The sequence below is a fragment of the Neisseria sp. P0001.S005 genome (assembly GCF_051963715.1).
Genome location: NZ_JBQCTZ010000038.1, coordinates 1 through 24,394 on the forward strand (window position 1 = coordinate 1; position 24,394 = coordinate 24,394).

General features: G+C 50.8%; 29 protein-coding genes and 1 pseudogene. 23 read left to right on the plus strand and 7 right to left on the minus strand.

Translation table 11 applies throughout. The features are described 5' to 3' along the window. Nucleotides 1–782, minus strand: a 782-nt coding sequence (locus tag ACTHSP_RS07150) for an outer membrane protein assembly factor BamD (RefSeq protein WP_440345875.1), incomplete at its 3' end; no start/stop codon positions are given. Here ACTHSP_RS07150 and rluD point away from each other — a divergent pair. The 6 genes from rluD to ACTHSP_RS07180 all read left to right on the plus strand — a co-directional run bounded on the left by rluD (nt 781) and on the right by ACTHSP_RS07180 (nt 5,612). Beyond that, a complete protein-coding gene (gene rluD, locus ACTHSP_RS07155; protein WP_440345876.1) occupies nt 781–1,905 on the plus strand; it encodes a 23S rRNA pseudouridine(1911/1915/1917) synthase RluD in 1,125 nt (374 codons plus the stop codon). The two genes, ACTHSP_RS07150 and rluD, sit on opposite strands and share 2 nt — an antisense overlap. A gap of 82 nt (nt 1,906–1,987) precedes the next feature. Beyond that, nucleotides 1,988–2,758 (plus strand): peptidoglycan editing factor PgeF, encoded by a 771-nt coding sequence (gene pgeF / locus ACTHSP_RS07160; RefSeq protein WP_049351238.1) that lies wholly within the window; start codon nt 1,988–1,990, stop codon nt 2,756–2,758. A 120-nt stretch (nt 2,759–2,878) separates the two neighbouring features. After that, a complete protein-coding gene (locus tag ACTHSP_RS07165) occupies nt 2,879–3,358 on the plus strand; it encodes an LPS-assembly lipoprotein LptE (RefSeq protein ID WP_003680809.1) in 480 nt (159 codons plus the stop codon). Beyond that, a complete protein-coding gene (gene holA / locus ACTHSP_RS07170) occupies nt 3,358–4,359 on the plus strand; it encodes a DNA polymerase III subunit delta (protein WP_049351239.1) in 1,002 nt (333 codons plus the stop codon). Before ACTHSP_RS07165 ends, holA begins: the two co-directional genes overlap by 1 nt. A gap of 146 nt (nt 4,360–4,505) precedes the next feature. After that, the gene (locus tag ACTHSP_RS07175) at nt 4,506–4,925 is read left to right on the plus strand and encodes a hypothetical protein (protein ID WP_003746427.1); all 420 of its coding nucleotides are present in this window, start codon (nt 4,506–4,508) and stop codon (nt 4,923–4,925) included. A gap of 162 nt (nt 4,926–5,087) precedes the next feature. Next, nucleotides 5,088–5,612, plus strand: a complete 525-nt coding sequence (locus ACTHSP_RS07180; protein ID WP_049351240.1) for an RDD family protein — start codon at nt 5,088–5,090, stop codon at nt 5,610–5,612. A 94-nt stretch (nt 5,613–5,706) separates the two neighbouring features. Here the strand turns inward: ACTHSP_RS07180 and ACTHSP_RS07185 are convergent, their stop codons facing one another. The 3 genes from ACTHSP_RS07185 to ACTHSP_RS07195 form a co-directional block, all read right to left on the minus strand. Beyond that, nucleotides 5,707–6,942 (minus strand): beta-ketoacyl-ACP synthase, encoded by a 1,236-nt coding sequence (locus ACTHSP_RS07185; RefSeq protein WP_049351241.1) that lies wholly within the window; start codon nt 6,940–6,942, stop codon nt 5,707–5,709. Further along, nucleotides 6,936–7,664, minus strand: coding sequence for a 3-oxoacyl-ACP reductase FabG (gene fabG, locus ACTHSP_RS07190; protein ID WP_003680817.1), 729 nt, complete (start codon nt 7,662–7,664; stop codon nt 6,936–6,938). Before fabG ends, ACTHSP_RS07185 begins: the two co-directional genes overlap by 7 nt. A 65-nt stretch (nt 7,665–7,729) precedes the next feature. Continuing rightward, nucleotides 7,730–8,218 carry an ApeP family dehydratase gene (locus ACTHSP_RS07195; protein WP_440345877.1) on the minus strand — a complete coding sequence of 163 codons (489 nt, stop codon included), beginning with the start codon at nt 8,216–8,218 and terminating at the stop codon, nt 7,730–7,732. A gap of 110 nt (nt 8,219–8,328) precedes the next feature. Between ACTHSP_RS07195 and ACTHSP_RS07200 the strand changes: the two genes are divergently transcribed. The 8 genes from ACTHSP_RS07200 to ACTHSP_RS07235 all read left to right on the plus strand — a co-directional run bounded on the left by ACTHSP_RS07200 (nt 8,329) and on the right by ACTHSP_RS07235 (nt 14,951). Continuing rightward, nucleotides 8,329–9,090, plus strand: coding sequence for a beta-ketoacyl synthase chain length factor (locus ACTHSP_RS07200; protein WP_371464655.1), 762 nt, complete (start codon nt 8,329–8,331; stop codon nt 9,088–9,090). Continuing rightward, complete coding sequence (locus ACTHSP_RS07205) at nt 9,087–9,845, plus strand: lysophospholipid acyltransferase family protein (protein ID WP_440345878.1); 759 nt, start codon at nt 9,087–9,089, stop codon at nt 9,843–9,845. The genes ACTHSP_RS07200 and ACTHSP_RS07205 overlap by 4 nt, the downstream gene beginning before the upstream one ends. Next, a complete protein-coding gene (locus tag ACTHSP_RS07210; RefSeq protein WP_003757545.1) occupies nt 9,842–10,102 on the plus strand; it encodes a phosphopantetheine-binding protein in 261 nt (86 codons plus the stop codon). Before ACTHSP_RS07205 ends, ACTHSP_RS07210 begins: the two co-directional genes overlap by 4 nt. 12 nt (nt 10,103–10,114) lie before the next feature. Next, a complete protein-coding gene (locus tag ACTHSP_RS07215) occupies nt 10,115–10,363 on the plus strand; it encodes an acyl carrier protein (RefSeq protein WP_003680823.1) in 249 nt (82 codons plus the stop codon). A 72-nt stretch (nt 10,364–10,435) separates the two neighbouring features. Continuing rightward, nucleotides 10,436–10,975, plus strand: coding sequence for a hypothetical protein (locus ACTHSP_RS07220; protein ID WP_440345879.1), 540 nt, complete (start codon nt 10,436–10,438; stop codon nt 10,973–10,975). Nucleotides 10,976–11,130: 155 nt separating this feature from the next. Further along, entirely contained in the window at nt 11,131–12,126 is a 996-nt protein-coding gene (locus ACTHSP_RS07225) for a DUF4917 family protein (RefSeq protein ID WP_440345880.1), read from the plus strand. Further along, nucleotides 12,123–13,826: an AMP-binding protein gene (locus tag ACTHSP_RS07230; protein WP_440345881.1), complete on the plus strand. Its 1,704-nt coding sequence runs from the start codon at nt 12,123–12,125 to the stop codon at nt 13,824–13,826. The genes ACTHSP_RS07225 and ACTHSP_RS07230 overlap by 4 nt, the downstream gene beginning before the upstream one ends. Nucleotides 13,827–13,862: 36 nt before the next feature. Further along, complete coding sequence (locus tag ACTHSP_RS07235; RefSeq protein ID WP_440345882.1) at nt 13,863–14,951, plus strand: class I SAM-dependent methyltransferase; 1,089 nt, start codon at nt 13,863–13,865, stop codon at nt 14,949–14,951. 91 nt (nt 14,952–15,042) lie between these two features. Here the strand turns inward: ACTHSP_RS07235 and ACTHSP_RS07240 are convergent, their stop codons facing one another. Next, entirely contained in the window at nt 15,043–15,699 is a 657-nt protein-coding gene (locus tag ACTHSP_RS07240; protein WP_049351250.1) for a cytochrome b/b6 domain-containing protein, read from the minus strand. Nucleotides 15,700–15,752: 53 nt separating this feature from the next. Between ACTHSP_RS07240 and ACTHSP_RS07245 the strand changes: the two genes are divergently transcribed. Both ACTHSP_RS07245 and ACTHSP_RS07250 read left to right on the plus strand, forming a co-directional pair. Beyond that, nucleotides 15,753–16,634 carry an NAD(P)H-hydrate dehydratase gene (locus ACTHSP_RS07245; protein WP_049351251.1) on the plus strand — a complete coding sequence of 294 codons (882 nt, stop codon included), beginning with the start codon at nt 15,753–15,755 and terminating at the stop codon, nt 16,632–16,634. Nucleotides 16,635–16,784: 150 nt separating this feature from the next. Then, complete coding sequence (locus ACTHSP_RS07250) at nt 16,785–17,732, plus strand: bile acid:sodium symporter family protein (RefSeq protein ID WP_049351252.1); 948 nt, start codon at nt 16,785–16,787, stop codon at nt 17,730–17,732. A gap of 69 nt (nt 17,733–17,801) precedes the next feature. Here the strand turns inward: ACTHSP_RS07250 and ACTHSP_RS07255 are convergent, their stop codons facing one another. Then, a complete protein-coding gene (locus ACTHSP_RS07255) occupies nt 17,802–18,365 on the minus strand; it encodes a YceI family protein (protein ID WP_049351253.1) in 564 nt (187 codons plus the stop codon). A 278-nt stretch (nt 18,366–18,643) separates the two neighbouring features. Here ACTHSP_RS07255 and ilvD point away from each other — a divergent pair, with 278 nt between their 5' ends. The 7 genes from ilvD to ubiE all read left to right on the plus strand — a co-directional run bounded on the left by ilvD (nt 18,644) and on the right by ubiE (nt 23,957). After that, the gene (gene ilvD / locus ACTHSP_RS07260) at nt 18,644–20,503 is read left to right on the plus strand and encodes a dihydroxy-acid dehydratase (protein WP_049351254.1); all 1,860 of its coding nucleotides are present in this window, start codon (nt 18,644–18,646) and stop codon (nt 20,501–20,503) included. A 69-nt stretch (nt 20,504–20,572) separates the two neighbouring features. Continuing rightward, nucleotides 20,573–20,704, plus strand: a complete 132-nt coding sequence (locus tag ACTHSP_RS07265; RefSeq protein WP_256388404.1) for a hypothetical protein — start codon at nt 20,573–20,575, stop codon at nt 20,702–20,704. A 68-nt stretch (nt 20,705–20,772) separates the two neighbouring features. Beyond that, the gene (locus ACTHSP_RS07270) at nt 20,773–22,062 is read left to right on the plus strand and encodes a CAP domain-containing protein (protein ID WP_440345883.1); all 1,290 of its coding nucleotides are present in this window, start codon (nt 20,773–20,775) and stop codon (nt 22,060–22,062) included. A gap of 76 nt (nt 22,063–22,138) precedes the next feature. Next, nucleotides 22,139–22,372, plus strand: a complete 234-nt coding sequence (locus tag ACTHSP_RS07275) for a hypothetical protein (protein WP_003679719.1) — start codon at nt 22,139–22,141, stop codon at nt 22,370–22,372. Between the two features lies 1 nt (nt 22,373). Further along, nucleotides 22,374–22,805, plus strand: coding sequence for a gamma-butyrobetaine hydroxylase-like domain-containing protein (locus tag ACTHSP_RS07280; protein WP_440345884.1), 432 nt, complete (start codon nt 22,374–22,376; stop codon nt 22,803–22,805). Nucleotides 22,806–22,887: 82 nt separating this feature from the next. Beyond that, nucleotides 22,888–23,190, plus strand: a complete 303-nt coding sequence (locus ACTHSP_RS07285; RefSeq protein ID WP_049351256.1) for an MBL fold metallo-hydrolase — start codon at nt 22,888–22,890, stop codon at nt 23,188–23,190. 29 nt (nt 23,191–23,219) lie between these two features. Next, entirely contained in the window at nt 23,220–23,957 is a 738-nt protein-coding gene (ubiE, locus tag ACTHSP_RS07290; protein WP_003746386.1) for a bifunctional demethylmenaquinone methyltransferase/2-methoxy-6-polyprenyl-1,4-benzoquinol methylase UbiE, read from the plus strand. Nucleotides 23,958–24,121: 164 nt separating this feature from the next. On the opposite strand, the pseudogene ACTHSP_RS07295 reads toward ubiE, so the two are convergent. Then, a pseudogene (locus ACTHSP_RS07295) lies at nt 24,122–24,394 on the minus strand (polyamine ABC transporter substrate-binding protein); the annotation flags it as partial.

Genomic DNA, 24,394 nt, shown 5'->3' on the forward strand with positions numbered 1-24,394 from the left:
GGCATATCGTCAGATCGCCATTCGTGTTGCAAGAACGGGCTTTGCGGGAAGTTGGTTTCCAAAACACGGCGTGTATCGGCAGCCAGTTGCGGCTTGTCCAGTTTTTTGTACGCCAGTTCCATCATCGCCAAAGCTTCTTCAACGTAACGGGTATTTTGGTAACGGCTGACGATTTTTTGCGCACGGTTGACCGCTGCGACATAAGCACCGCGTTTCATGTAATAACGCGCCACAGACATCTCGTTACCGCCCAAAGCGTCCACCAACTTAGCCATACGCTCGGTTGCATCGGCAGCGTATTTGCTGTTTGGATAACGTTGAACCAACTCTGCAAACGCCTGATAAGCATCGCGGTTGGCTTTCGGATCGCGGTCGGACCAGTCTTGGGAAGCCAGCTTGTTCAAGAAAGACTGGTCTTCGTTAAACAGGACCAAACCTTTCAAGTACAGCGCGTAGTCCATATTCGGATGTTGCGGATGATGGCGTTGGAAGCGCGCAATGGCAGCCAAGGCTTTTTCCGGCTCATCGTCTTTATAATAGGCATACGCCGTATCCAACTGGGACTGCTGTGCATAGCGGCCGTTTGGAAAACGGGACTCTAGAATTTCGTATAACTTGACAGCTCGCGTATAATTGTTGCTGTTCAATTCGTCTTGCGCTTCGGCATAAAGCTTTTCCACACTCCAATCTTGAGTAATTTGGGCGTCTTTATCGATTGTGCCTTTATTTGCGCAGGCACTCAGTGCCAAACCTAAAGAAACTACTAAAAGAATTTTTTTCATGCAGAATACTTCCTTTGATAACGAAGCCGATTATAGCGATGATTTAGACTTTCCGTCATCCCCTGAAACAGAAAGTTGTGTTAATTTGACCGTTCCACTCGAAATGGCGGGCGGAAGGCTGGATGCCGTATTGGCCAAACTCATGCCCGACTACTCGCGCAGCCGCCTGAGTTCGTGGATTAAAGAGGGTGCAGTCATTGTAAACGATAAGCCCGCGCAACCCAAAGACAAAATGATAGGCGGTGAATTGATTGCCGTTACGGTACGTCCGAGCGAAGAAAACCTCGCATTCACGCCAGAACCGATGGATTTGGACATCATTTATGAAGACGATACCGTCATCGTCATCAACAAACCGGCCGGATTGGTCGTCCATCCTGCCGCAGGCAACTGGAGCGGCACCCTGCTCAACGGCCTGTTGGCGCACTGTCCTGAATTAAGCCAAGTGCCGCGTGCGGGCATCGTACACCGTTTGGACAAAGAAACCAGCGGTCTGATGGTGGTCGCCAAAACCTTGCCGGCGCAAAACTCACTGGTTCAACAGCTTCAAGAGCGCACAGTCAAACGCATTTACCGTGCAGTCGCCAACGGCATTGTTCCTTTCGACGGCAAAATCGAAACCCAAATCGGCCGCGATCCGCACAACCGCCTGAAAATGGCAGTCGTCAAATTCGGCGGCAAACCTGCCATTACCCACGTCAAAGTGTTGGAACGCTATCTTTCCCACAGCTACATCGAATGCTCGCTCGAAACCGGCCGCACACACCAAATCCGCGTTCATATGCGCGAAGCCAACCATCCGCTGGCCGCCGACCCTGTTTACGGCAACCTGCGCCATCCATGCAGCGACGCGGTTAAAGAAGCCATCAAAGCCCTCGGCGCACGCCAAGCCCTGCATGCCTACCGTTTGAGCTTTGTGCACCCGAAAACCGGCGAAACCGTTTCCTTTGAAGCGCCTATGCCTGACGATATGTACCACCTGCTTTCCGTCCTGCGTCTGGAAGCCGGTTTGGATTCGTCCCTAAGCAACGAGGAAGAATGGCAAGAGAAATTCGGCATAGACGATGACGACGATTGGAATGAAGACGACTACGATGTCGAAGTGGTTTATGTAAGGGATTAAACCCATACTTTCAGACGGCCTCAAATAATATTTTAGGCCGTCTGAAATCAATCCGTTCCAATATTTCAGCGATTCTAAAATTATGAAAACCATCACAGATACCCTAAACCTCGCCCCGCAAGGCAAGAACTTTTTGACTGCCGACTGGCCAGCCCCTGCCAATGTCAAAACGCTTATTACCACGCGCAACGGCGGTGTCAGCGAAGGCGTGTACCGCAGCCTGAATGTCGGCTCACACGTCGGCGACAATCTGGAAGCCGTACTCCGCAACCGTGAAATCGTGCAGGAACAAGTCGGCCTGCCCGTTGCCTACCTTAATCAAATCCACAGCAGCATTGTTGTGAATGCCGCAGAAGCATTAGGTAATACGCCTGATGCCGATGCTTCGGTTGATACGACGGGTACGGTTGCCTGCGCCTCAATGACTGCCGATTGCCTGCCTGTCTTATTTTGCGACAAAGCAGGGACCGTTGTTGCGGCGGCTCATGCAGGTTGGCGCGGTTTGGCCTGTGGCGTTTTGCAAAATACCATTGCGGCAATGAATGTCGAGCCGCTGGAAATCATGGCCTATCTCGCCCCTGCCATCGGCCCTGATGCGTTTGAGGTAGGGCAAGATGTATTTGATGCGTTTTGCACCCCCATGCCGGAAGCTGTCGATGCGTTTGAAGACATCGGCGGCGGCAAATACCTTGCCGACATTTACGCTTTGGCGCGCATGATTCTGCATCGCGAAGGCGTGAACATGATTTATGGCGGCACCCATTGCACTGTTTTGGAACGCGATACTTTCTTCTCCTACCGCCGCGACGGACAAACCGGCCGCATGGTCAGCCTGATTTGGTTGGAAAAATAAGATTTGCGCCATCAAAGACAAGGCCGTCTGAAAGACTTTCCGTTTACGGTTTCAGACGGCCTAAACATTATTCGTTATAATCCGACGATACCGTAACCGGTTTCAACGAAGGAATATCCAATGAAAAAAATCCTATTGCCTGCACTCGCCCTATTGCTTGCCTCTTGCGGTTTCCACCTAAAAGGCACAGGCGTGACTTCGCAGCCGCTGCCTTATCAAAACTGGCATGTAGAAGGCGGAGCCGTCATGCAAAAAGCGCTGGAAAATGCCTTACGCCGTGCCGACGGTCATCCGGTTAGCGAAGCCGAATCACAAATCACCCTGCGCGTTGTCGACTTTCAAAAACGCCGCGATATCTACACCATCACCCGCGCCGCTGCAATCAACGAATACCTGCTGGCCATGACCGTCAAAGCCCAAGCCTTCCGCAACGGCGAGCCGGTTGGAGAACCGATGGAAGTTAAGGTTCACCGCACCATGGACTACGCCGATAGCGAAGTTTTGGGCAAACAGGAAGAGGAAGAAACCATTTGGTCTGAAATGCGCATCGACGCCGCAGATCAAATCGTCCGCCGCCTGACTTTCCTGAAGGCGCAATAATGGCTGCCGCGCCCATTGAGAGCCTGCGCCCCGATACGCCGCTCCAACCGTTGTACATTATTCACGGTGAAGAGGATTTGTTGCGCATCGAGGCTTTGGATACGCTGCGCGCAGCCGCAAAAAAACAAGGTTATCTCAACCGCGAAGTCTATACCGCCGAAAACAATTTTGACTGGAACGAGCTGTTGCAAAGTGCGGGCAGCGCAGGTTTATTTGCCGATTTAAAACTGCTGGAAATCCACATCCCCAACGGCAAGCCCGGCAAAAACGGAGGCGATGCCCTGCAAACCTTCGCCGAACGCCTGCCCGAAGATACGGTTACTCTCATCCTCCTGCCTAAGCTTGAAAAAGCGCAAATCCAGTCCAAATGGTTTTCCGCATTGGCAGGCAAAGGCATCGTCTTAGAAGCCAAAGCCGTTGCGCCACATGCTTTGCCGCAATGGATACAGGGCCGCCTGAAACAGCAGGGTTTGGATATCGAACCTGAAGCACTCGCCCTTTTTGCCGAGCGCGTCGAAGGCAATCTTTTGGCCGCCCGTCAGGAAATCGAAAAACTCGCCCTGCTCCATCCCCAAGGCCATTTAATCAATATTGCCGACGCAGAAGCCGCAGTTGCCACTGTCGCCCGCTTCGACGTATTCCAACTGGCAGGTGCATGGATGAAAGGCGATGCCCTGCGCGTTTCCCGTTTGCTGGACGGTTTGGAAGAAGAAGGCGAAGAGCCGGTTTTGCTGTTGTGGGCGGTTGCCGAAGACATCCGCACCCTAATCCGCCTCACTGCCGCACTCAAGCAAGGCCAAAACATCCAAAGCCTGCGCAACAGCCTGCGCTTATGGGGTGACAAGCAGACCCTTGCACCGATGGCTGCCAAACGCATTTCCATCAACCGCCTGCTCGACGCGCTCAAAACCTGCGCCAAAATCGACCGTATCATCAAAGGCGCGGAAGAAGGCGATGCATGGACCGAGTTCAAACAGCTCGTTATCTCGCTGGCCGCCTGAAACCGTTGCCACGCGTCAAGAAACTTGCACGCAATACGCCCCAAAAACAGAAAATACTGTAAAATAGCGTAAACTTAAATTCAGGCCGTCTGAACCTCGCATTTCAGACGGCCTCTTCCAGCAAAAAACAAGGAAACACCAACCATATGGATAATAAAACCAAACTTCGCATCGGCGGTCTGGCCCTGCTGACCACTGCCGTATTAAGCCTCATCATCGTTCTGATCGTCGATTCATGGCCGCTGGCTATTCTGTTGGCCGTCATCATTGTGGCCGCTGCCGCAGGCGGTTTCGTTTGGACTTCACGCCGTCAGCAACGCCAATTCCTCGAGCGCCTGAAAAAATTCGACATCGATCCGGAAAAAGGCCGTATCAACGAAGCCAACCTGCGCCGTATGTACCACAGCGGCGGTCAACATCAAAAAGACGCGATTACCTTGGTTTGCCTGTCACAAAAATGTTCCGTTGACGAAGCGCACGCCATCTTCAAAAAGCGTCCGACCCGTCAGGAAATGAACCAAATGGCTGCCCAACAGGCACGCGGTCAAAAACGTCCACACCGCTAATCCCGACAGTAACAGGCCGTCTGAACATCCTATCCCGTTTCAGACGCAACAAAGCCGCTTTCGGCGGCCAAGACGAACGGTAACAGGCCGTCTGAACATCCTATCCCGTTTCAGACGGCCTGTTTTTATTTCCATCAAACCCATTTCCGTTTCCATCGCATTATGACCCGTCTTCCTACCGCCCCACTCAAACGCCGCCTCGCCGCACTGGTTTACGAACTTCTGCTGACCGGCGCCGTTACCAGCATTGCCGCCCTTGCAGCCGGTATTGTCGCCATCTTTCTCAATCCCGTTTCCACGCGCCTGTCCATGCTGACAACCTGTCTGATTCTATTCTACGCATGGTGGCTCTACTTCCGCGCCAACTGGTATAAAAAAGGCCAAACCCTCGCCATGCAGACATGGAAAATCGGTTTAGCCGATAAAAACGATACCCAGCCGCCCCTGCCGCAGCTGCGCCTGCGCTTTATTTGGGCAAGCATTTTTATTGTCTTTATTCCCCTGTTTGCCTACGCCGGATTGCGCCATCTGCTCAATATCCCTCCTAAAGGCGCATTCGGCGCCGCGCTCATTTGGCTCATCCTGCCATGGGGCTTCGCCCTGTTCCATCCCGACCGCCAGTTCCTCTACGACTCCTTGGCCGGAACAAGGCTGGTGGATTTGAATCAGAAGAAAACAAACGAATAAAATCCAAAAGCGACTCAATCCGTAAATAAAATAAAGGCCGTCTGAAACTCAAGATAAGTTTCAGACGGCCTTTAATCATAACATCAAGCAATGATTATTCTTGCCAACGTTTGAACACCAGCGAAGTATTGACGCCGCCAAAAGCAAAGTTATTGCTGACCACATAATCGGTTTGAATCTCACGTCCGCCTGTTTGGATGTAATCCACCTTGCCGCAACGCGGATCGATGTTTTCCAAATTGACGGTCGGCGCAAACCAACCATTATTCATCATTTCGATGGTAAACCATGCTTCCAGCGCACCGCACGCGCCGAGCGTATGGCCGAGATAGCTTTTTTGCGAACTCATGGGAACGAATCCGAACACGGCTTCGGTCGCCAACGTTTCGGCGATGTCGCCTTTTTCGGTCGCCGTACCGTGGCCGCTGACATAGCCGACTTTATCAGGCGTAATACCTGCATCTTTCAGCGCAAGCTCCATACATTTTTGCATGGTCTCTTTTTGCGGTTGGGTAACGTGGCTGCCGTCGCTGTTGGCACCATAGCCGACAAGTTCGGCATAGATTTTCGCACCGCGCGCACGAGCGTGTTCCAATTCTTCCAATACGAATATGCCTGCGCCTTCGCCGATGACCAAGCCGTCGCGGCCGTTGTCGTAAGGACGCGGGGTCAGTTCGGGTTCGCCGTTGCGGCGGCTGGCGGCATAGAGTGAATCGAAAACATACACTTCGGACGGACAAAATTCTTCGCCGCCGCCCGCCAGCATCATGTCTATCATGCCGTATTTGATGGCTTCGTAGGCATAGCCTATGCCTTGGCTGCCGGACGAACACGCGCTCGATGTCGGGATGATGCGCCCTTTCAATCCGAAAAAGATGCCGATATTGGCGGCAGTCGTATGCGGCATCATGCGCACATAAGTATTGGCGTTAAAATTGCGCGATGTGCCTGTCAGCAAAAGTTCACCCATATCGCCAATGTCTTTAGTACTGCCGACAGACGAACCGCACGCCACGCCCATACGGCCGTCGGTAATGCTTTCATCACCCAGCAAGCCCGCATCCGTCAAAGCTTGTTCCGCCGCATCGACACACAAATGCGACACGCGCCCCATGCTTCTGAGCTGCTTGCGCGTCCAATGTTCGGGAGGAGAATAGCCTTCGATCGGCGCACCCAGCTGCGCTTCCAATTCAGGAAAGCGTTCGCTCCAGTCCATGTATTTGACGGCATTTTTTTCGGCTTTAAAGGCCGTCTGAATACTTTGCCAATCACGGCCGAAGGCGGTAATACCGCCGATACCTGTTACTACGACTCTTCTGGTATTCAACACAAACCTCCGTTCACAGCAATCACTTGGCGCGTAATATACGCCGCTTTTTCATCCATCAAAAAGCGCACCGCATGCGCCACTTCCTCAGGCAATCCCATACGCGCGGCAGGGACGGCCTTTAAGATTTCTTCAACAGGTACGTTCTCATCGATAATATCAGTATCGATAAGGCCCGGCGCCACGCAGTTGACGGTAATTTTGCGTTTTGCCAACTCAACCGCCAAGGCTTTTGCCGCGCCGATCAGGCCCGCTTTGGACGCGCTGTAATTGACCTGACCGCGGTTGCCCGTCAAACCGGACACCGACGCCATGCACACAATCCGTCCGGCTTTGCGGCGGCGGATCATCGGCATGGTCAAAGGGTGCAACACATTATAAAAACCATCCAAATTGGTACGCAGCACCAAGTCCCAATCGTCATCTGTAAAAGCAGGAAACGCATTGTCGCGCGTCAGGCCGGCGTTCAACACCACGCCGTAATATGTGCCGTTTGCCTCAATGTCGGCAGTCAAAATTTCTCGGCAGGCTTCGCGGTCGGACACGTCAAACTGCAACACGCGCGCATTTCTACCCAATGTACGGATTTCTTCCGCGACGGCTTCCGCTTCATCACGGCGGCTGCGGCAGTGGACGACAATATCAAAACCGTCCTGCGCCAAACCAAGCGCGACGGCTTTGCCGATACCGCGATTAGACCCTGTAATTAAAATAGTTTCACTCATACGTTTTCTCACTATATCGACAGGCCGTCTGAATCTTTGTCTTTTCAGACGGCCTTGTAAACGGTTTAAATGATTTGACCGTCTTTCGGACTGTACACATTTAAAGAAGCTTTTGCCAGCAAACCGTCCGGCGGCAACAGATGCTTCACATCTTCCGGTGCATCCGTCCAACGCAACTCGCAATCAAATACGCCCATGCCGCCCAAATCCTGAATGGACACATACGCCCTGACTTCCAGCTCAGTACCGACAGGCACGGAATCGGCAAACAAATCCAGCTTGCGCGTTCCCAATAAAAAACCCAAGCGTACAGGCTCTCCGGCCTTTAAAGCCTCAATGCCTGCAAACGCGCCTATGCCCTGCGCCATCAATTCCATATAAGCCATAGACGGCAACACACCATCCTGCAGCAAAATATGCTTGTCGCCAACCGGCGCACGGCAAACCGTGTAGTCATCGCCAAATTCTTTCACACAATCGATTAGCACCATATGTCCGCTGTGCGGAAGCAGCGAAGCTACATCATAAATCGGGGCACTCGGTATTGAAGGCATAAAATGTCATCCGGGAATAAATTACGTTACAATATGCATTATAACAGAGCCTAGCTTTTACTAACCCATTTCATTACAATGTATGAAAATGTAAAACATTGAAAGACATCATGCCTCAAAACGTTTGCCGTTTCAGCTTCAATATCGCCGCATGGCAGGCCTCCTCCAGCAAAATCAGTACGCCGGAGCAATGGCAGGACTGGGCGCAGGGAAAACTCGATACCGCCTCCCTGCCGGAGTACAAACCTGCGCTCTCCTTTTTGCCGCCTATGCAACGCCGCCGCTTGGGGAAAGCGGCGCGCTTGGTTTGTGATGCAGCATGGAATCTGGCCGACCAATATCCTGAAAGCGTACCGGTGTACGTTTCGCACGACGGCGAAAGCAACCGCAGCTTTGAATTGTGGCAAGAGCTTTTGAACACGCATACCGTGTCGCCGACCTCATTCGGCCTATCCGTTCACAACGCGACGATTGGGCAATGGTCGATGTTGCGCAAAGACATGAGCGAGCATACCGCATTGGCCGTTGCCGCCGATTCCTTTGAAACCGCGCTGACCGAGGCATTTGCGCTTTTGCAAGACGGCGCGCCATCCGTTTTAATAATTGTCGCCGATGATCCTTTGTCTGAAGACTATCCCGTCTTGGCTACACGTGCGCCGTTTGCCTATGCATTGACACTGGTCATCACCAAAGGCGAAGACTATACCTTAAGCTTGGAAACCACATCCGAGAGACCGTCTGAAAACCCTAACGATACAACAGTCGAGCCCTATTGGAGCAGCTTGGAGTGGGTACGCTTCCTGCTTTCAGACGGCCGACAACACACGCAACACTATGCCGGTAGAAACTGGCACTGGCAGAAAAACGCATGAAGACTTTAGACTATTTCCGTCGCTTTTTTGCCACACTCTTCGGCTTCATCCTCTTCGGCGTTGCGGGCGTATTGTTCAAAATCGCACTTTTGCCCTACACACTTAAATCCACCAAAGGCGACATCCCGCGCCAGCTTGCCGCCCGCCGCATGATAGGCCGCGTGTGGCGGTTTTTCGTCGGCTATCTGCAATGGTCGGGCGTATTGAGCGTCCGTTTCAACGGCTTGGAAAAACTCGGCCGGCCGGGGCAGCTCGTCCTCGCCAACCATCCCTCGTTGCTGGATGTCGTCTTGATGGTCAGCCACTTCCCCGACCCGAACGTACTGGTCAAAAAAGACTTGTTGAACAACCCCAGCATGAAAAGCCAGATTATCGCTTCCGGCTACATCCCCAACGACGAAAGCATGGAAATGTTGGAAGAAATCGACGCCGTGTTCAAAAGCGGGCAAAGTATGCTGATTTTCCCCGAAGGCACGCGCACAGGCTGGGACGGACAGGTTAAAATGCACCGTGGCGCGGTATCGCTCGGTTTGCGCAGCGCATCGGTCATCACCCCCGTGTGCATCAAAATGACGCCGCCCAATTTCAAAAAAGGCCAGCCTTGGTACAAAATACCGCCGCACAAAATCCATTATGAAATCACCGTCGGCGACGACATCCTGCCCGAAGAATGGCTGGCGGAAAAACCCCTACCCATCGCCGCAAGGCGTTTAAACGAATACCTTCAAGACTATTTCACAAGGAAAACCACATGAATAACTTAGAAAACCAAATCAAAGAATTAATCATCGACAGCTTGGGACTGGAAGACATCACCCCTGCCGACATCGGCAGCGAAGACCCGCTCTTCGGCGATGAAGGCTTGGGTCTGGATTCCGTCGACGCGCTGGAACTCGGTTTAGCGGTGCAAAAAACCTTCGGCTTCCAGCTCGACGGCGAAAACGACAACCTGCGCGAAAACTTCGCCAACGTCAAAACACTGGCAGAATTCGTCAAAAGCCGTCAGGCATAAAGGAGAAGCGATATGACCGAACAAGAAGTACGCACCCTTCTGACCGATGCACTGGTCAACCTGTTTGAAATCGAACCCGAGCGCATCAAACCCGAAACCAACCTCTACGAAGATTTGGAAATCGACAGCATCGACGCCATCGACCTTATCGACCACATCAAACGCGAAACCGGCCGCAAACTGCAAGCTGAAGACTTCCGTAATGTGCGTACTGTAGAAGACGTGGTTCAAGCGGTTTTGAAAGTACAACAAGATTCCTGATTCCGCTTTGAATCAGCATATTTTCAGACGGCCTTGTCAATCCGCAAGGCCGTCTGAAAATCAATCATAACCATGAAAATATTAGGAAAACTCCTACTGACCCTCGCCAGTCTCGCCTATCCGCTTCTATGGTATTACGGCAGGGAAAACGGCGCATTTTTCTGGCTTGCAGCGGCCATGTGTGTGTTATGGCTGATACGCGCCGCCATGCCGCAAACCACAGCCCAACGCATTACGGCAATTATCCTTGCCGCCTTTTTTGCGGTGGTACTGGCTTTCAGACGGCCTGACTCGATGTATTGGTATCCCGTCGCCGTCAACGCGCTGATGCTTGCCGTTTTTGGCGGCAGCCTGTTTGCCAAACAAACGGTTATCGAACGCCTCGCCCGACTGCAACACCCCGACCTGCCGCCCGAAGGTGTTCTGCATACCCGTCGTGTTACGCAAATCTGGTGCGGCTTCTTCATCCTCAACGGCGCAACCGCCGCCATTTTGGCAAGCTTACAATATTACGATTGGTGGGCGGCTTATACCGGCATTGTGTCGTATGTATTGATGGGGCTTTTGTTTGCCGGAGAGTGGGTGTATCGGAAATTGGTTTTGAAGGTGTAGGCCGTCTGAAAAGATGTTGTCCACACTGACAAAATAATGCTCTGCATTCACATGCTAACTCCATTCACTCACAAATGGAGAAATGGTTATGATAGGTTTTAAATAAAAGTTTAACTAGCCTTATTTGCTTACAATTAATTAAAGAAAGGGATCATATGTATCAAATAAATGATTGGAACAATATTCGCGCACAGTATAATCGATCAACCTTAATTTTAGGGAATGGGGCAAGTATTGCAGTAAGCCGACAATTTAATTATCAGTCTTTACTAGAGCATGCTTTTAACAATAATTTATTAAATAATGAACATATAAATGAATTGTTTTATTTTTTTGAAACCAATGATTTTGAATTAATTCTACGTAGAATTTGGCAAGCCCACAATGTAAATCAAATTTTTCGAATAAATAATACCAATCTCAGTCAAGTATATGAAGAAATAAGAAATGGCTTAATAGCAACCGTAAGAAGCATACATCCAAGTTATCAGGAAGTAGAACCTTTCTTAAACAACATTTATAACTTTATCAAGCAATTTGATACCATTATTTCCCTAAATTACGATTTAATTATATATTGGGCATTAATGTATGGTTTAAATATTAATGATAGATTCTCTTTAAAGGATTGTTTTATAGATGGAATTTTTAATGAAAATTGGAAAAGGTTAAGAGATCCTATCTATGGAAATAAATTTACTTCACTTATATTCTATCTTCACGGCAATTTAGCTTTAGGAAAAGATTTCCATGGCAATGAATACAAAATAGAAAACAATGGAATTAATTTGCTAAATTTAATACTTGACAGCTGGAGTCGTATGGAAACTGTTCCATTATTCATCAGTGAAGGAACAGCCAATCAAAAAATAAATTCTATTCATAATAGCTTTTATTTTTCGACTATTTACAGAGAAGTATTACCAGAACCCAAAGATAGTTTAGTGATCTATGGATGGGGCATAGGTTCACAAGACCTACATTTATTGGAAAAATTAAGAAATTGCGGAATAAGAAATATTGCTGTTTCTGTTTATAATAATGATCAAGATTATTGTCAGTATATTAATACTACTCTTCAGAGACACTTTGGAAATATCAACATTCAATTTTTTGATAGTGATAGCAGCAACTGCTGGATTCATCCATGAACCTAACCCGAATCCTATCCCCCGACCTACCCCAATACGACCTTATCGCTACGCATCCGAATTGGACGCGTGCTGATTTCAACCGTGCGGTTTTTCATCTGTCAGGCCGTCTGAAACAGGCAGGCGTGAAAACTGCCGCGTTGTGGTTTGACGATGCCGCGCTGTTTGCCTGTGCCGTGTTGGCAGTGTGGCATTCTGGCGGAAAGGTTTTATTATTGCCCAATTTGGCGCAAGACAATTTGGAGTGGGGGAAAACGGCAGAAGCGTTTTTAACGGATTCAACAGATAAAAAGCTGTCTTCAGACGGCCTGAACATCTGGCACTTGCCTGATGTATTAGCTAAAACAGATTTGGAAGGGCTGAACACCTATCCTGAAAACTATCTGATTCCCGACCATGCCGAAGCATGGCTAAAAACATCGGGCTCCAGCGGCGAAGCTCAGATTATTGTGAAAACCGCTGCGCAAATGCAGGCAGAAGCCCTGACTTTGGCAAATACGCTGCCATTTGGACAACACGGTGAAACCGTGGTCGGTAGCGTGATTCCGCAACACCTTTACGGCTTCACGTTCCGCTTCGCACTCGCGCTGACAATGGGTTGGACTATGGAACGGCAGCAGGCGGTTTATCCGGAAAACCTGCTTTCCAGCACGGCCGCATATGATAAAGTGGTTTGGATTGCCAGTCCGGCGGTACTCAACCGCTTAGGTGAAAACCGCAACTGGCAGAGCATCGGACATAAAATCGCGGGCATCGTGTCGGCTGGCGGTGCGCTGCCCGAAGCCACGGCGGATTTGCTGCAACAGGCTGCCGTCCGCCCGTTTGAAGTGTACGGCAGCACCGAAACCGGCGTGATTGCGTCGCGTCTTGAACGCCAAGAATGGCAGCCTTTCAAAGGCGTGGAAATCGGGCAGAACGAAGAAGGCGCATTGTGGGCATCTTCGCCGTGGTCGCCCGAACGCCGCCAGACCGCCGATTTAATCGAGCCGCAGCCCGACGGTTTCCTGCTGCTCGGCCGCCAAGACCGCATCATCAAATTCGAGGACAAACGCGTGTCGCTGACCCAAATCGAACACGAACTTTTACAACACCCTTGGATTGCGGATGCACACTGCGGCCGCCATCCGCAACACCAACGCATTGCCATATGGGCGGCATTGAACGCAGACGGTATCGCCGCCTTGCGTGAGAAAGGCCGTGCTGCGGTTGCTGATACGCTCAAACGCCATCTGGCCGCCACGCAGGACACCATCGCCCTGCCGCGCTACTGGCGTTTTACCGAGAGCCTGCCGCGCAACGCCCAAGCCAAAATCGCCGCGGCGGATTTTCAGACGGCCTTTACCGTTGCCCAAACTTCGCCCGTTTGGTCGAAAACATCATCTGACGATGAAACCAATACCGAAACTTTTATCGGGCGCGTGCCTTTGGATTTAATTTATTTCGGCGGCCATTTTGCCACCTTCCCGCTGGTTCCCGGCGTGGTCGAGCTGCAATGGGTGCGCAACCTGATCGCGCCCAAGCCATGGAGTAAACAGCGCGTCATCCGCATCGAAAATCTGAAATATCAGCAGTTTATCCGTCCTCACGATGAAGTTTCGGTAGAGCTGAAATACGATGAAGGTAAAAATAAACTGAGCTTTAAAATCAACAACGGAGAGCATCCGTGTGCATCAGGACGGATTGTGTTTGAGGCCGTCTGAATATACTTATTAACTTTTTAGTGGAAAACCAACAATATGCAACTCTTCCCTGCCCTAGAACAACGCTATTCCCACGAACACCAGTCCGCAGGCGAGGCTCAACGTCTGGCTCAAGAAATCGCTTTTGCACCGATTGTGTTCCAAGTTTCCCGCCTGATGGTGAAATTTGGCATTCTGGACTTGCTGAACGACCATCCAGACGGCCTCACTCAAGCCGAAATTGCTGAAAAAGCGAAAATCAGCAGCTACGCGGCACAAGTCCTGCTAGAAGCTTCGCTGTCTATCGGCACTGTCTTGACTCGCGACAACCGCTATTTCATCAGCAAGGCCGGTTGGTTTGTCCTCAAAGACAAAATGGCCCGCGTCAATATGGATTTCACGCAGGAAATCTGCTACCAAGGCATGTTTGATTTGGAAAAAACCCTGCAAACCGGCAAGCCCGAAGGCCTGAAAGTATTTGGCGAGTGGCCGACCATTTACGAAGGCTTGTCTTCATTGCCAAGCATCGCGCAGGAAAAATGGTTTGCATTCGACCATTATTATTCCGACAATTCCTTCGCCGAAGCACTGAATACCGTGTTCGCCAAACCGGTTAAAAAACTGCTCGATGTCGGCGGCAATACCGGCCGCTGGGCGGAGCAATGTGTCAACCACAATGCCGAAGTCGAAGTAACCATCATGGATCTGCCGCAACAAATTGGCCTAATGCGCGAAGCGACCAAAGGCAAAAACGGTGCGGACCGTATCCACGCCCATCCGGCCAACCTGCTTGATCCTGAAATTCCGTTCCCGACCGGTTTTGACGTGATTTGGATGAGCCAATTCCTAGACTGTTTCACCGAAGAACAAGCCACCAGCATTCTTCAACGCGCCGCTGCGTCCATGAGCGAAAACACCAGCCTCTACATCATGGAGCCTTTCTGGGACAGACAACGCTACGAAACCGCCGCCTACTGCCTGACCATGACCAGTCTGTATTTCACTGCCATGGCCAACGGCAACAGCAAAATCTTCCACTCTGAAGACCTGATCCGTTGCGTTGAAAAAGCCGGATTGAAAGTAGCGGAAATTTCAGACGGCATCGGTCGTGGCCACAGCATCTTGCGCTGCGTTAAGGCCGTCTGAACATCATCTTTTAAACCCTAAAAAGAAACCGACCCCAACAGCCATTTCGGCTATCGGGGTCGGTTTGTTTTTAGGTATCAGCCTTAATGCATCAGCCGCGCAACATCCATACTGCGCACACTAAAGCAATCGCTACCAACAAAGCGGCAAACAGTTGTCCCATTCCGGCCAATTTAGGCTGCTTGGCATCGATGGTTTTAAAGCCGTTAATCATCGGTGTAATCAAATCCTGTTTTTTCACAAAGCGATACAGCAAAACGGCCGCGATATGTACGCCCGCCAAAACAGCTAAGACATTAAAGAAATTGACATGGATTTTTCGCGCCAGCGTACCGGCGTGTTCGCTGACCAAATGATTCAAAAAGCCAGAATTGATAAACGTATTTTCATCAGCGGCAAATAAGCCTGTGGCCGTCTGAAAAACTAAGGCGACCAATAAAGCGATCACCATCAGCGCGCCCAAAGGATTGTGGCCGACCAATTCGTCTTCAGACATTTGGCCTTGTGTGTAGCGGCGGATTTCGGAAAACGGGCGTACAAATCGGCTGAATTTTGCCGTATCGCTACCCCAAATCCCCCAGCACATGCGGAAAACCACCAAAGCCAGCATCAACAAGCCGCCGCGTAAGTGCCATACCAGCATATCGCCGCCTTGGGTTGCGCTGTACCACATGAATCCCATCATTAGCACCAAGAGCCAATGGAACAGGCGCGTAGGTGCGTCCCAAACTTTTATTTTTTGCTTCATTACCTTTTACTTTCTGATTTAAAATTAAATTTCTTATCTTGGAAGGTTACGCCATGCAGCCCATCTACACGCTTCCCGAATCGCTTCAAGCTTTTCAGACGGCCTTAGCATTTCCCGACGTATTCCGCCCCCGCGCCCAAGAATCACACAAAGGCACATACGGCACGCTTGCCATTATCGGCGGCGCAACAGGAATGAGCGGTGCAATAGTTTTGGCAGCCACAGCCGCGATGTATCAAGGGTGCGGCAAGGTTTGGGCTGGCTTCAACCAAGCCACGCTGCCTTTTGCCATCATTCCCGAACGCCCTGAAATTATGCTCGCCACTGCGATCCAACTGATGAAGCGCGACGATGTCAGCGCACGCGTAATCGGCTGCGGCTTTGGTTTGGACGGATTATCAGAGCAGCTGCTGCCCCAAATCCTGTCTACACACCATGACCAGCCTTTATTGCTCGATGCAGATGCTTTGACACTGCTTGCCCGCTCTTCCGAATTAGCCGAACGTCTCAAATTGTACAAACATATCGTCCTGACACCTCATCCGGCCGAAGCCGCCCGCCTACTCTGCACCGATACCCAATCAGTTCAAGCCGACAGGCAAAAAGCCGTAACCGAAATCAGCCGTAAATATGGCGCGACCGTTGTATTGAAAGGCCATCATACATTGGTGGCCACGGCAGACGGCATAGTTTATACCAACACCAGCGGCAATGCCGGTTTGGCCACCGCAGGCAGCGGCGATGTCTTGAGCGGCATCATCGGCAGCCTGCTGGCGCAAGGCATTCCGACATTCCAAGCCGCCTGCGCCGGCGTATGGCTACATGGTGCAGCGGCCGATGTCATCAAACACAGCAGCCAAATCGAAACCGGTATGCTTGCCGGAGAAATCGCACCTGTCGCCCGATGGGTGCGCAATATTTTATCAAAAGAATAATGCCGTCTATATAGCAAATACAAATCACAGGCCGTCTGAAAATCAATCCTTATTTTCAGACGGCCTTATTTTATTTTAAGCCATTTTGCAAATTAAGGTTAAGGCGTGTATCCTTGGTTTCCCTTAAAAACAACTTCACAACATCTCATCATGAATACCCTCAACAAAATCAGTGATTTTATCGGAAAGACCTTTTCCCTCTGGGCCGCGCTCTTTGCCGGTATCGCTTTTTTCGCCCCCGACACCTTCAAATGGGTCGGCCCTTACATTCCTTGGCTACTGGGCGTCATCATGTTCGGCATGGGCTTGACCCTCAAACCCTCCGACTTTGATATTTTGTTTAAACATCCCAAAGCCGTCATTATCGGCGTGATTGCCCAATTCGCCATCATGCCTGCGACAGCCTATCTGCTGGCGAAACTGTTGAACCTGCCTGCCGAAATCGCGGTCGGTGTGATTTTGGTCGGCTGCTGTCCGGGCGGTACGGCTTCCAATGTGATAACTTATTTGGCGCGCGGCAATGTGGCTTTGTCGGTTGCCGTTACATCGGTTTCCACCTTGATTTCCCCATTGCTGACCCCTGCCATCTTCCTGATGCTTGCCGGTGAAATGCTGGAAATCCAAGCGGGCGGCATGTTGATGTCCATTGTCAAAATGGTTTTGCTTCCCATCGTTTTGGGCTTGATTGTCCATAAAGTCTTGGGCAACAAAACTGAAAAACTGACCGATGCGCTGCCGCTGGTTTCCGTTGCCGCCATCGTGCTGATTATCGGTGCGGTAGTCGGCGCCAGCAAAGGCAAGATTATTGAAAGCGGCCTGCTGATTTTCACGGTTGTCGTACTCCACAACGGTATCGGCTATCTGCTCGGCTTCTTTGCCGCCAAATGGACCGGCCTGCCTTATGATGCACAAAAAACGCTGGCCATCGAAGTCGGTATGCAAAACTCAGGCTTAGGCGCCGCCCTTGCCGCCGCACACTTTGCCGCCGCGCCGGTTGTTGCCGTTCCCAGCGCATTGTTCAGCGTGTGGCACAATATCTCCGGCTCGCTTCTGGCAACTTATTGGGCAGCCAAAGCCGACAAAAATAAAGAATCCTAGACGTCTTTAATCATAAGGCCGTCTGAACATATTCCGTTCAGACGGCCTTTATTTTGAAATCAAGCAGGATTATTGTTTTACTGCTTCGATTTGGATATTGATGTCTACTTTTTTGCTCATACCGGCGCTTACCAAATAATCCAAGCCCCATTTGGTACGGTCGATGGTGGTGCTGAAGTCGCCGCCGCACGCTTCTGCTTTTGCCATCGGGCTTTGGTAACAGTTGAATTTGTCGGCTTTGAGTTTCACCGGCGCAGTTTTGCCGTTCATGGTCAGGTTGCCGTCAACAGACAGCAGTTTTTTACCGTTGAAATTGAATTTAGTGGATACAAAACGGATTTCAGGGTATTTGTCTGCATTGAAAATATCGGCAGATTTCAAGTGTTGGGTAAAGTGGTCCGAACCGGTTTGCAGTTTGGACAAAGGCAATACGATATCGATAGAGCCTTGGCGTTTGGCACGGTCAAATTCCAAATTGCCGGTCAAACCATAAATACCGCCGACGTTGGTGCTGGTGTTGAAATGGTCGATGGCAAAGCGGGCATTGGCATGGAATTCGTCCACTTTATAAACAGCGGCAGACGCAGCAGAAGCCAACATGGCCGAACACAATGCAAACATGATTTTTTTCATCGTCTTATCCTTAGAAATGTGAGAAGTTCCCTATCATATCACTTTTTGATGCCAACATCTTTTGCAACTGAGAAAGACAGCGTTTCATCTTAAGAAAACTTCAGGCCGTCTGAAGGATTGAGCAGCAAATTCAGGTGAAGCAAATACAGTTTAGTTTTATTACAAAATAGCGTGCTTCATCGCTCGTAATTGGTATAAAATACCGAGTTATTTCTACAACGGGCCGCCAACCAACCAGCCTATTTCAGACGGCCTCAGCATAAAACAAAGGAACAAAAATGCCTGAATACCGCTCCAAAACCTCTACCCACGGCCGCAATATGGCAGGCGCGCGCGCATTATGGCGTGCGACCGGCGTAATGGAAACCGACTTCGGCAAACCGATTATCGCCATTGCCAACTCTTTCACCCAATTCGTCCCAGGCCATGTGCACCTGCATAATATGGGTCAACTGGTTGCCCGTGAAATCGAAAAAGCCGGCGGCATTGCCAAAGAATTCAACACCATCGCCATTGACGACGGTATCGCCATGGGCCACAGCGGTATGCTCTACTCCCTGCCCAGCCGCGACCTGATTGCCGACTCTATCGAATACATGGTCAACGCCCACTGTGCCGACGCGCTGGTGTGTATTTCCAACTGCGACAAAATCACCCCGGGCATGCTGATTGCCGCCATGCGCCTGAACATTCCGACCATCTTCGTTTCCGGCGGCCCGATGGAAGCCGGTAAGGTTATCGGCGTGGCCAACATCCAGCCCGAACGCCGCTTGGACTTGATTGATGCCATGATCGAATCGGCTGACGACAATATCAGCGACAAACAAGTCGAAGAAGTCGAGCAAAACGCCTGCCCGACTTGCGGCTCCTGCTCCGGCATGTTTACCGCCAACTCCATGAACTGCCTGACCGAAGCACTCGGCCTTTCCCTGCCGGGCAACGGTTCATACTTGGCGACCCACGCAGGCCGCAAAGAATTGTTCCTCGAAGCAGGCCGCATGATTGTCGAAATCACCAAACGCTATTACGAGCAAGACGACGAAACCGTGTTGCCGCGCAGCATTGCCACCAAAAAAGCGTTTGAAAACGCCATGACCATGGACATCGCCATGGGCGGCTCTACCAATACCATTTTGCACTTGCTCGCCGTTGCCAACGAAGCCGGTGTCGATTTCAAAATGGCCGACATCGACCGCTTAAGCCGCGTTGTACCTTGCATCTGTAAAACCGCGCCAAACAACCACGACTACTACATGGAAGACGTGCACCGCGCAGGCGGTATCTTCGCCATCCTGAAAGAATTGGACAAAGCGGGCAAACTGCACACCGACGTGTACACCATCCACGCGCCGACCTTGAAAGACGCGATTGAAAAATGGGACGTGACCAATCCTGAAAACACCCATGCCATCGAACGTTTCAAAGCCGCACCCGGCGGCGTGCGTACTACTCAGGCGTTCTCGCAAAACCGCATGTGGAAAACCCTCGACCTCGACCGCGAAAAAGGCTGTATCCGCAACGTCGAACACGCCTACTCGCAAGACGGCGGTTTGGCAGTCTTGTTCGGCAACATCGCCGAACGCGGCTGCGTGGTGAAAACCGCAGGCGTGGACGAGAGTATCCTCAAATTCACCGGCCGCGCCCGCGTGTTTGAAAGCCAAGAAGCCGCAGTAGAAGGTATTTTGGGCAACCAAATCGTCGCCGGCGACATCGTCATCATCCGCTACGAAGGCCCGAAAGGCGGCCCGGGCATGCAGGAAATGCTGTATCCGACCAGCTACCTGAAGTCCAAAGGCTTAGGCAAAGCCTGCGCCTTGTTGACAGACGGACGCTTCTCCGGCGGCACATCAGGTCTATCCATCGGCCACGCTTCTCCTGAAGCGGCAGAAGGCGGCGCAATCGGTTTGGTACACGAAGGCGACACCATCGAAATCGACATTCCAAACCGCAGCATCCACCTTGTCATTTCCGATGAAGAGCTTGCCGCACGCCGTGCCGAAATGGAAGCGCGCGGCAGCAAAGCGTGGAAACCGGAAAACCGCGACCGCTACGTCTCCGCCGCCCTGCGCGCCTACGGTGCCATGGCGACTTCCGCCGACAAAGGCGCAGTACGCGACGTATCGCAAATCGAACGTTAATTAACCTGACTTTAAGGCCGTCTGAACGCTTTCAAGTGTTTCAGACGGCCTTCATTCAAACGGACAAATATGGACAAATTCATTTTAGCGATGATCGGCATGGCCATTGCCCTGTTGATTATTATTGGCGGCGGATTTATCGCTGTCGAATATTTCAAATCCCATCCTGAAGCATTCCAAGTCAAGCCGCTATCAAAATAATCATTTAACGGCATGAGTTTCAAGGGGAAAGAGCCGTAGCTCAAGGCCGTCTGAACGCAGTACATATAATGAAACACATTCTTTACTGGCTGGGTGGTTTTGTCGTCGCCCTCGGCATATTTCAATACTACGAAACCCATCGCTATTCCGAAGACCAGCTCATCTACGCCCAACCGCCGCAAAATCGTTCTGCCGTTGCCGATTTTGACGCCTTGGCGTATTTAAACTTCCTCCGCTACTCAGCCAATCTGCCCGCACTGGCGCACTCAGACACACTCGAACGTGCCGCGCGCAATCATGCCCGCTATCTACTGCAAAACCCTGACGACGGACATGACGAACACAATACGCGCAATCCCTTTTATACAGGCCCACGCCCATCAGACCGCACGCGCAAAGCCGGTTATGCCTATAAAGGCGTGCACGAAAACGTCAGTACCGGCCAGCATCCGCCAAACGAAAAAATCAACGGCCACCTGCCTGCCCAACATCAGCTGGACAACCTGATGACGGCGATTTACCACCGCCTCTCCTTACTCGATCAAAATATCGACGAGGCTGGAGCCGCATTTGAATCGCAAGGTAAACAAATCGCGTTGAGCATCAATCAGGGCGACAGCAGATTCAACAACCTCTGCCAAAAAAACCGCCCCCTATCCGACCTCAACCGTTCGTTTTATCAAGATGCCTGTCATGGTCATGCCATTGTTTATGCGGATGAAATTTCCAACCGCAATCTCCGGCCTTACATCAGCTATCCGCAAGGCAATTTTGCCTCGCCGGTTTTCCATGGCGAACGTCCCGACCCTATGCCGCATTATGAAATGACCGGCAATCCGGTCAGCATCGCCTTCTCAGAACAATCGCCTCCGGTCAAAATGCGTTCGTTCAAACTGTATCAGGGCACAAAAGAAATCAGAGACGTCAAAATCTTAGATAAAGATAATGACCCAAACCGCCTCCTGACTGAACGCCAATTTGCGCTGTTTCCTTTACAGCCATTGGAATACGACACCGACTACCGTGCCGTATTCGAATACCGTCAAAACGGAAAAGACAGAACGGCCGAATGGACATTCAGCACGCAAAAACCCGATTATCCTTACTTCATCGTCAAAGGCGGCGAAATACTGGCCATCGAATCCGGACAAAAATATTTTATCCATTGGCAGGATTTCTGGTGCTTGAAGCAATGCGAACGCTACAACTACCGAACGAACCACGACACCCAAATCGACATTATCGAGCGGCAGGCCGGCGGCATCATTATCCGTGTCAACGGAAGCAAAGGCAGCAGCATCCGCTTAATGCCCGAAGGCGAAGACAGGCGTGCCATTACACTTTATTTATGGAAATAAAGCCGTTTTCAGACGGCATGAAGCACCAAAAAGCTGATAAAATACCGCCTCACCACCCTACGGCAAGCTATCCAATATGACCAAACATCCGCAAACAGCAGCCAATACCCGCTATGCCTTTGCCAGCATTGCCGCCATGTTGGCCGCGTTTTTACTGTTCGTTGCCGTGATGTTGCTGCCTTTGGGACTGACGGCAGACACACAAGTGAGCCTGATACGGTTTTCACTCTACGCAATCGTGCTGTTTGCCGTACTTGGCGGTATTTTTTCTGTACGCGTTGCCTATTTGCGTAAAAAGAACGGAGCATGACATGACCCAAGCCGATAAAATTCCACAAGAAATCCGCCTCCAAAAAGAACGGCGCGTACTGACTTTGGTCTATGTTGACGGTGCCAAGAGCCTTCCTGCCGAATACCTGCGCGTGTACTCGCCCAGCGCGGAAGTGCGCGGACACGGTCCAGGTCAAGATGTTTTGCAAACAGGCAAAGCCGAAGTCAGCATTACCAATTTGGACCCCGTCGGCCAATACGCATTGAAAATTACTTTTTCAGACGGCCACGACAGCGGCCTTTACGACTGGGACTATCTCTACCGACTGGCACACAATAAAGACGCGCTTTGGCAAGACTATCTCGACCGCCTCGAAAAAGCCGGCGCGTCCAGAACGCCAAGTGCCGAAGATTTAAAACCCAAACACACACATTCCTGCGGTAGCGGCGGTTGCGGCGGAAAGGCCGTCTGAAAAAAAGCGAAAATATAACATTGGACGATGGCAGGATTATTGACGGCAAAGCGTTCCTCTCCCCGCCCAAAAAAGGACGGGTGTGGCTATCTTCAGCGATACCAAAGCCTGCCCGCAGGCAGTGCGCGCCGCACAAAACGCAGACGTTTTGGTGCATGAAGCAACCTTTGCCGCAGGCGATGAAGAGACAGCGGAACGGGTGTTCCATTCGACCATATCCGATGCTGCCAAGCCGGCTTTGCAAGCCAATGTGAAACAACTTTACCTGACCCACATCAGCACACGTTATACCGAAGAAGAACAACGCCTGATGCTGGAGCGACAGGCACAAACTATATTTCCCGCGTCGAAAGTGGTTGGCGATTTCGACGTATTCGATATCTGAATCCGTATTATTTTAAGAAGGCAGACACTATGAGCGACCACAAAACCCATTTCGGCTTCACGACTGTTGACGAAGACGAAAAAGCAGGCAAAGTTGCCGAAGTCTTCCACTCCGTGGCAAAAAACTACGACATTATGAATGACGTAATGTCCGGCGGTCTGCACCGTGTTTGGAAACATTTCACCATCAATACCGCCCGCCTGAAAAAAGGCGACAAAGTATTGGATATCGCCGGCGGTACAGGCGATTTGTCCCGAGGCTGGGCGAAACGTGTGGGCAAAGAAGGCGAAGTTTGGCTGACAGACATCAACTCCTCCATGCTGACCGTCGGCCGCGACCGCCTGCTCAACGAAGGCATGATTCTGCCTGTATCGTTGGCAGACGCTGAAAAATTGCCGTTCCCCGACAACTATTTCAATCTGGTTTCCGTCGCATTCGGCCTGCGCAACATGACGCACAAAGATGCCGCGCTGAAAGAAATGTACCGCGTATTGAAACCGGGCGGCACCCTGCTGGTGTTGGAATTCTCCAAAGTGTACAAACCTTTGGAAGGCGTGTACGACCTCTACTCTTTCAAACTGTTGCCGATTATGGGCAAACTGATTGCCAAAGATGCCGACAGCTACCAATACCTCGCCGAATCCATCCGTATGCACCCCGACCAAGAAACCTTGAAACAAATGATGCTGGATGCAGGCTTTGATAGCGTGGATTACCACAACATGAGCGCAGGCATTGTTGCCCTGCATAAAGGCGTGAAATTCTAAGGCCGTCTGAAACAAACACAAAGGGCATGATTGATAGACACGCCCTTTGTTTTTAAACCTTCCAAACCAATCTGACACAAACCAAAGGCCATCTGAACAGCCGTAAAACGAAATTAAATATTTCGGTTACACCATTCAGACGGCCTTAATACGTTTAAATCAGCTTATGTACCTGCTTTCACGCTTTGCCATTGACGGACCATAAATTTCAACGCTGCAGGTTGGATAGGTACCATGATAAAGCTGTTTTTCAAATCCTCATCGGTCGGGAAAATCGTATTGTCGTTTCTAAACTCTTCATCCATCAGCTCTTGAGCCGGTTTACTGGACGGTGCATAAGTAACAAAATTGCCGTTTTTTGCCGCAACTTCAGGATCTAAGAAATCATTGATATACGCATGGGCATTGGCCACATGTTTGGCATCTTTCGGAATCAC

What these genes read in the sequence shown, in the direction of transcription:
- ACTHSP_RS07175 (WP_003746427.1), top strand. Translation starts at nt 4,506, where the DNA reads ATGGATAATAAAACCAAACTTCGCATCGGCGGTCTGGCCCTGCTGACC.
- ACTHSP_RS07245 (WP_049351251.1), top strand. Translation starts at nt 15,753, where the DNA reads ATGCAGCCCATCTACACGCTTCCCGAATCGCTTCAAGCTTTTCAGACG.
- ubiE (WP_003746386.1), top strand. Translation starts at nt 23,220, where the DNA reads ATGAGCGACCACAAAACCCATTTCGGCTTCACGACTGTTGACGAAGAC.
- rluD (WP_440345876.1), top strand. Translation starts at nt 781, where the DNA reads ATGCAGAATACTTCCTTTGATAACGAAGCCGATTATAGCGATGATTTA.
- ACTHSP_RS07270 (WP_440345883.1), top strand. Translation starts at nt 20,773, where the DNA reads ATGAAACACATTCTTTACTGGCTGGGTGGTTTTGTCGTCGCCCTCGGC.
- ACTHSP_RS07200 (WP_371464655.1), top strand. Translation starts at nt 8,329, where the DNA reads ATGCCTCAAAACGTTTGCCGTTTCAGCTTCAATATCGCCGCATGGCAG.
- ACTHSP_RS07230 (WP_440345881.1), top strand. Translation starts at nt 12,123, where the DNA reads ATGAACCTAACCCGAATCCTATCCCCCGACCTACCCCAATACGACCTT.
- ACTHSP_RS07225 (WP_440345880.1), top strand. Translation starts at nt 11,131, where the DNA reads ATGTATCAAATAAATGATTGGAACAATATTCGCGCACAGTATAATCGA.
- ilvD (WP_049351254.1), top strand. Translation starts at nt 18,644, where the DNA reads ATGCCTGAATACCGCTCCAAAACCTCTACCCACGGCCGCAATATGGCA.
- fabG (WP_003680817.1), bottom strand. Translation starts at nt 7,664, where the DNA reads ATGAGTGAAACTATTTTAATTACAGGGTCTAATCGCGGTATCGGCAAA.
- ACTHSP_RS07205 (WP_440345878.1), top strand. Translation starts at nt 9,087, where the DNA reads ATGAAGACTTTAGACTATTTCCGTCGCTTTTTTGCCACACTCTTCGGC.
- ACTHSP_RS07280 (WP_440345884.1), top strand. Translation starts at nt 22,374, where the DNA reads ATGACCCAAGCCGATAAAATTCCACAAGAAATCCGCCTCCAAAAAGAA.
- ACTHSP_RS07180 (WP_049351240.1), top strand. Translation starts at nt 5,088, where the DNA reads ATGACCCGTCTTCCTACCGCCCCACTCAAACGCCGCCTCGCCGCACTG.
- ACTHSP_RS07275 (WP_003679719.1), top strand. Translation starts at nt 22,139, where the DNA reads ATGACCAAACATCCGCAAACAGCAGCCAATACCCGCTATGCCTTTGCC.
- ACTHSP_RS07265 (WP_256388404.1), top strand. Translation starts at nt 20,573, where the DNA reads ATGGACAAATTCATTTTAGCGATGATCGGCATGGCCATTGCCCTGTTG.
- holA (WP_049351239.1), top strand. Translation starts at nt 3,358, where the DNA reads ATGGCTGCCGCGCCCATTGAGAGCCTGCGCCCCGATACGCCGCTCCAA.
- ACTHSP_RS07255 (WP_049351253.1), bottom strand. Translation starts at nt 18,365, where the DNA reads ATGAAAAAAATCATGTTTGCATTGTGTTCGGCCATGTTGGCTTCTGCT.
- ACTHSP_RS07215 (WP_003680823.1), top strand. Translation starts at nt 10,115, where the DNA reads ATGACCGAACAAGAAGTACGCACCCTTCTGACCGATGCACTGGTCAAC.
- ACTHSP_RS07240 (WP_049351250.1), bottom strand. Translation starts at nt 15,699, where the DNA reads ATGAAGCAAAAAATAAAAGTTTGGGACGCACCTACGCGCCTGTTCCAT.
- ACTHSP_RS07195 (WP_440345877.1), bottom strand. Translation starts at nt 8,218, where the DNA reads ATGCCTTCAATACCGAGTGCCCCGATTTATGATGTAGCTTCGCTGCTT.
- pgeF (WP_049351238.1), top strand. Translation starts at nt 1,988, where the DNA reads ATGAAAACCATCACAGATACCCTAAACCTCGCCCCGCAAGGCAAGAAC.
- ACTHSP_RS07235 (WP_440345882.1), top strand. Translation starts at nt 13,863, where the DNA reads ATGCAACTCTTCCCTGCCCTAGAACAACGCTATTCCCACGAACACCAG.
- ACTHSP_RS07220 (WP_440345879.1), top strand. Translation starts at nt 10,436, where the DNA reads ATGAAAATATTAGGAAAACTCCTACTGACCCTCGCCAGTCTCGCCTAT.
- ACTHSP_RS07210 (WP_003757545.1), top strand. Translation starts at nt 9,842, where the DNA reads ATGAATAACTTAGAAAACCAAATCAAAGAATTAATCATCGACAGCTTG.
- ACTHSP_RS07165 (WP_003680809.1), top strand. Translation starts at nt 2,879, where the DNA reads ATGAAAAAAATCCTATTGCCTGCACTCGCCCTATTGCTTGCCTCTTGC.
- ACTHSP_RS07250 (WP_049351252.1), top strand. Translation starts at nt 16,785, where the DNA reads ATGAATACCCTCAACAAAATCAGTGATTTTATCGGAAAGACCTTTTCC.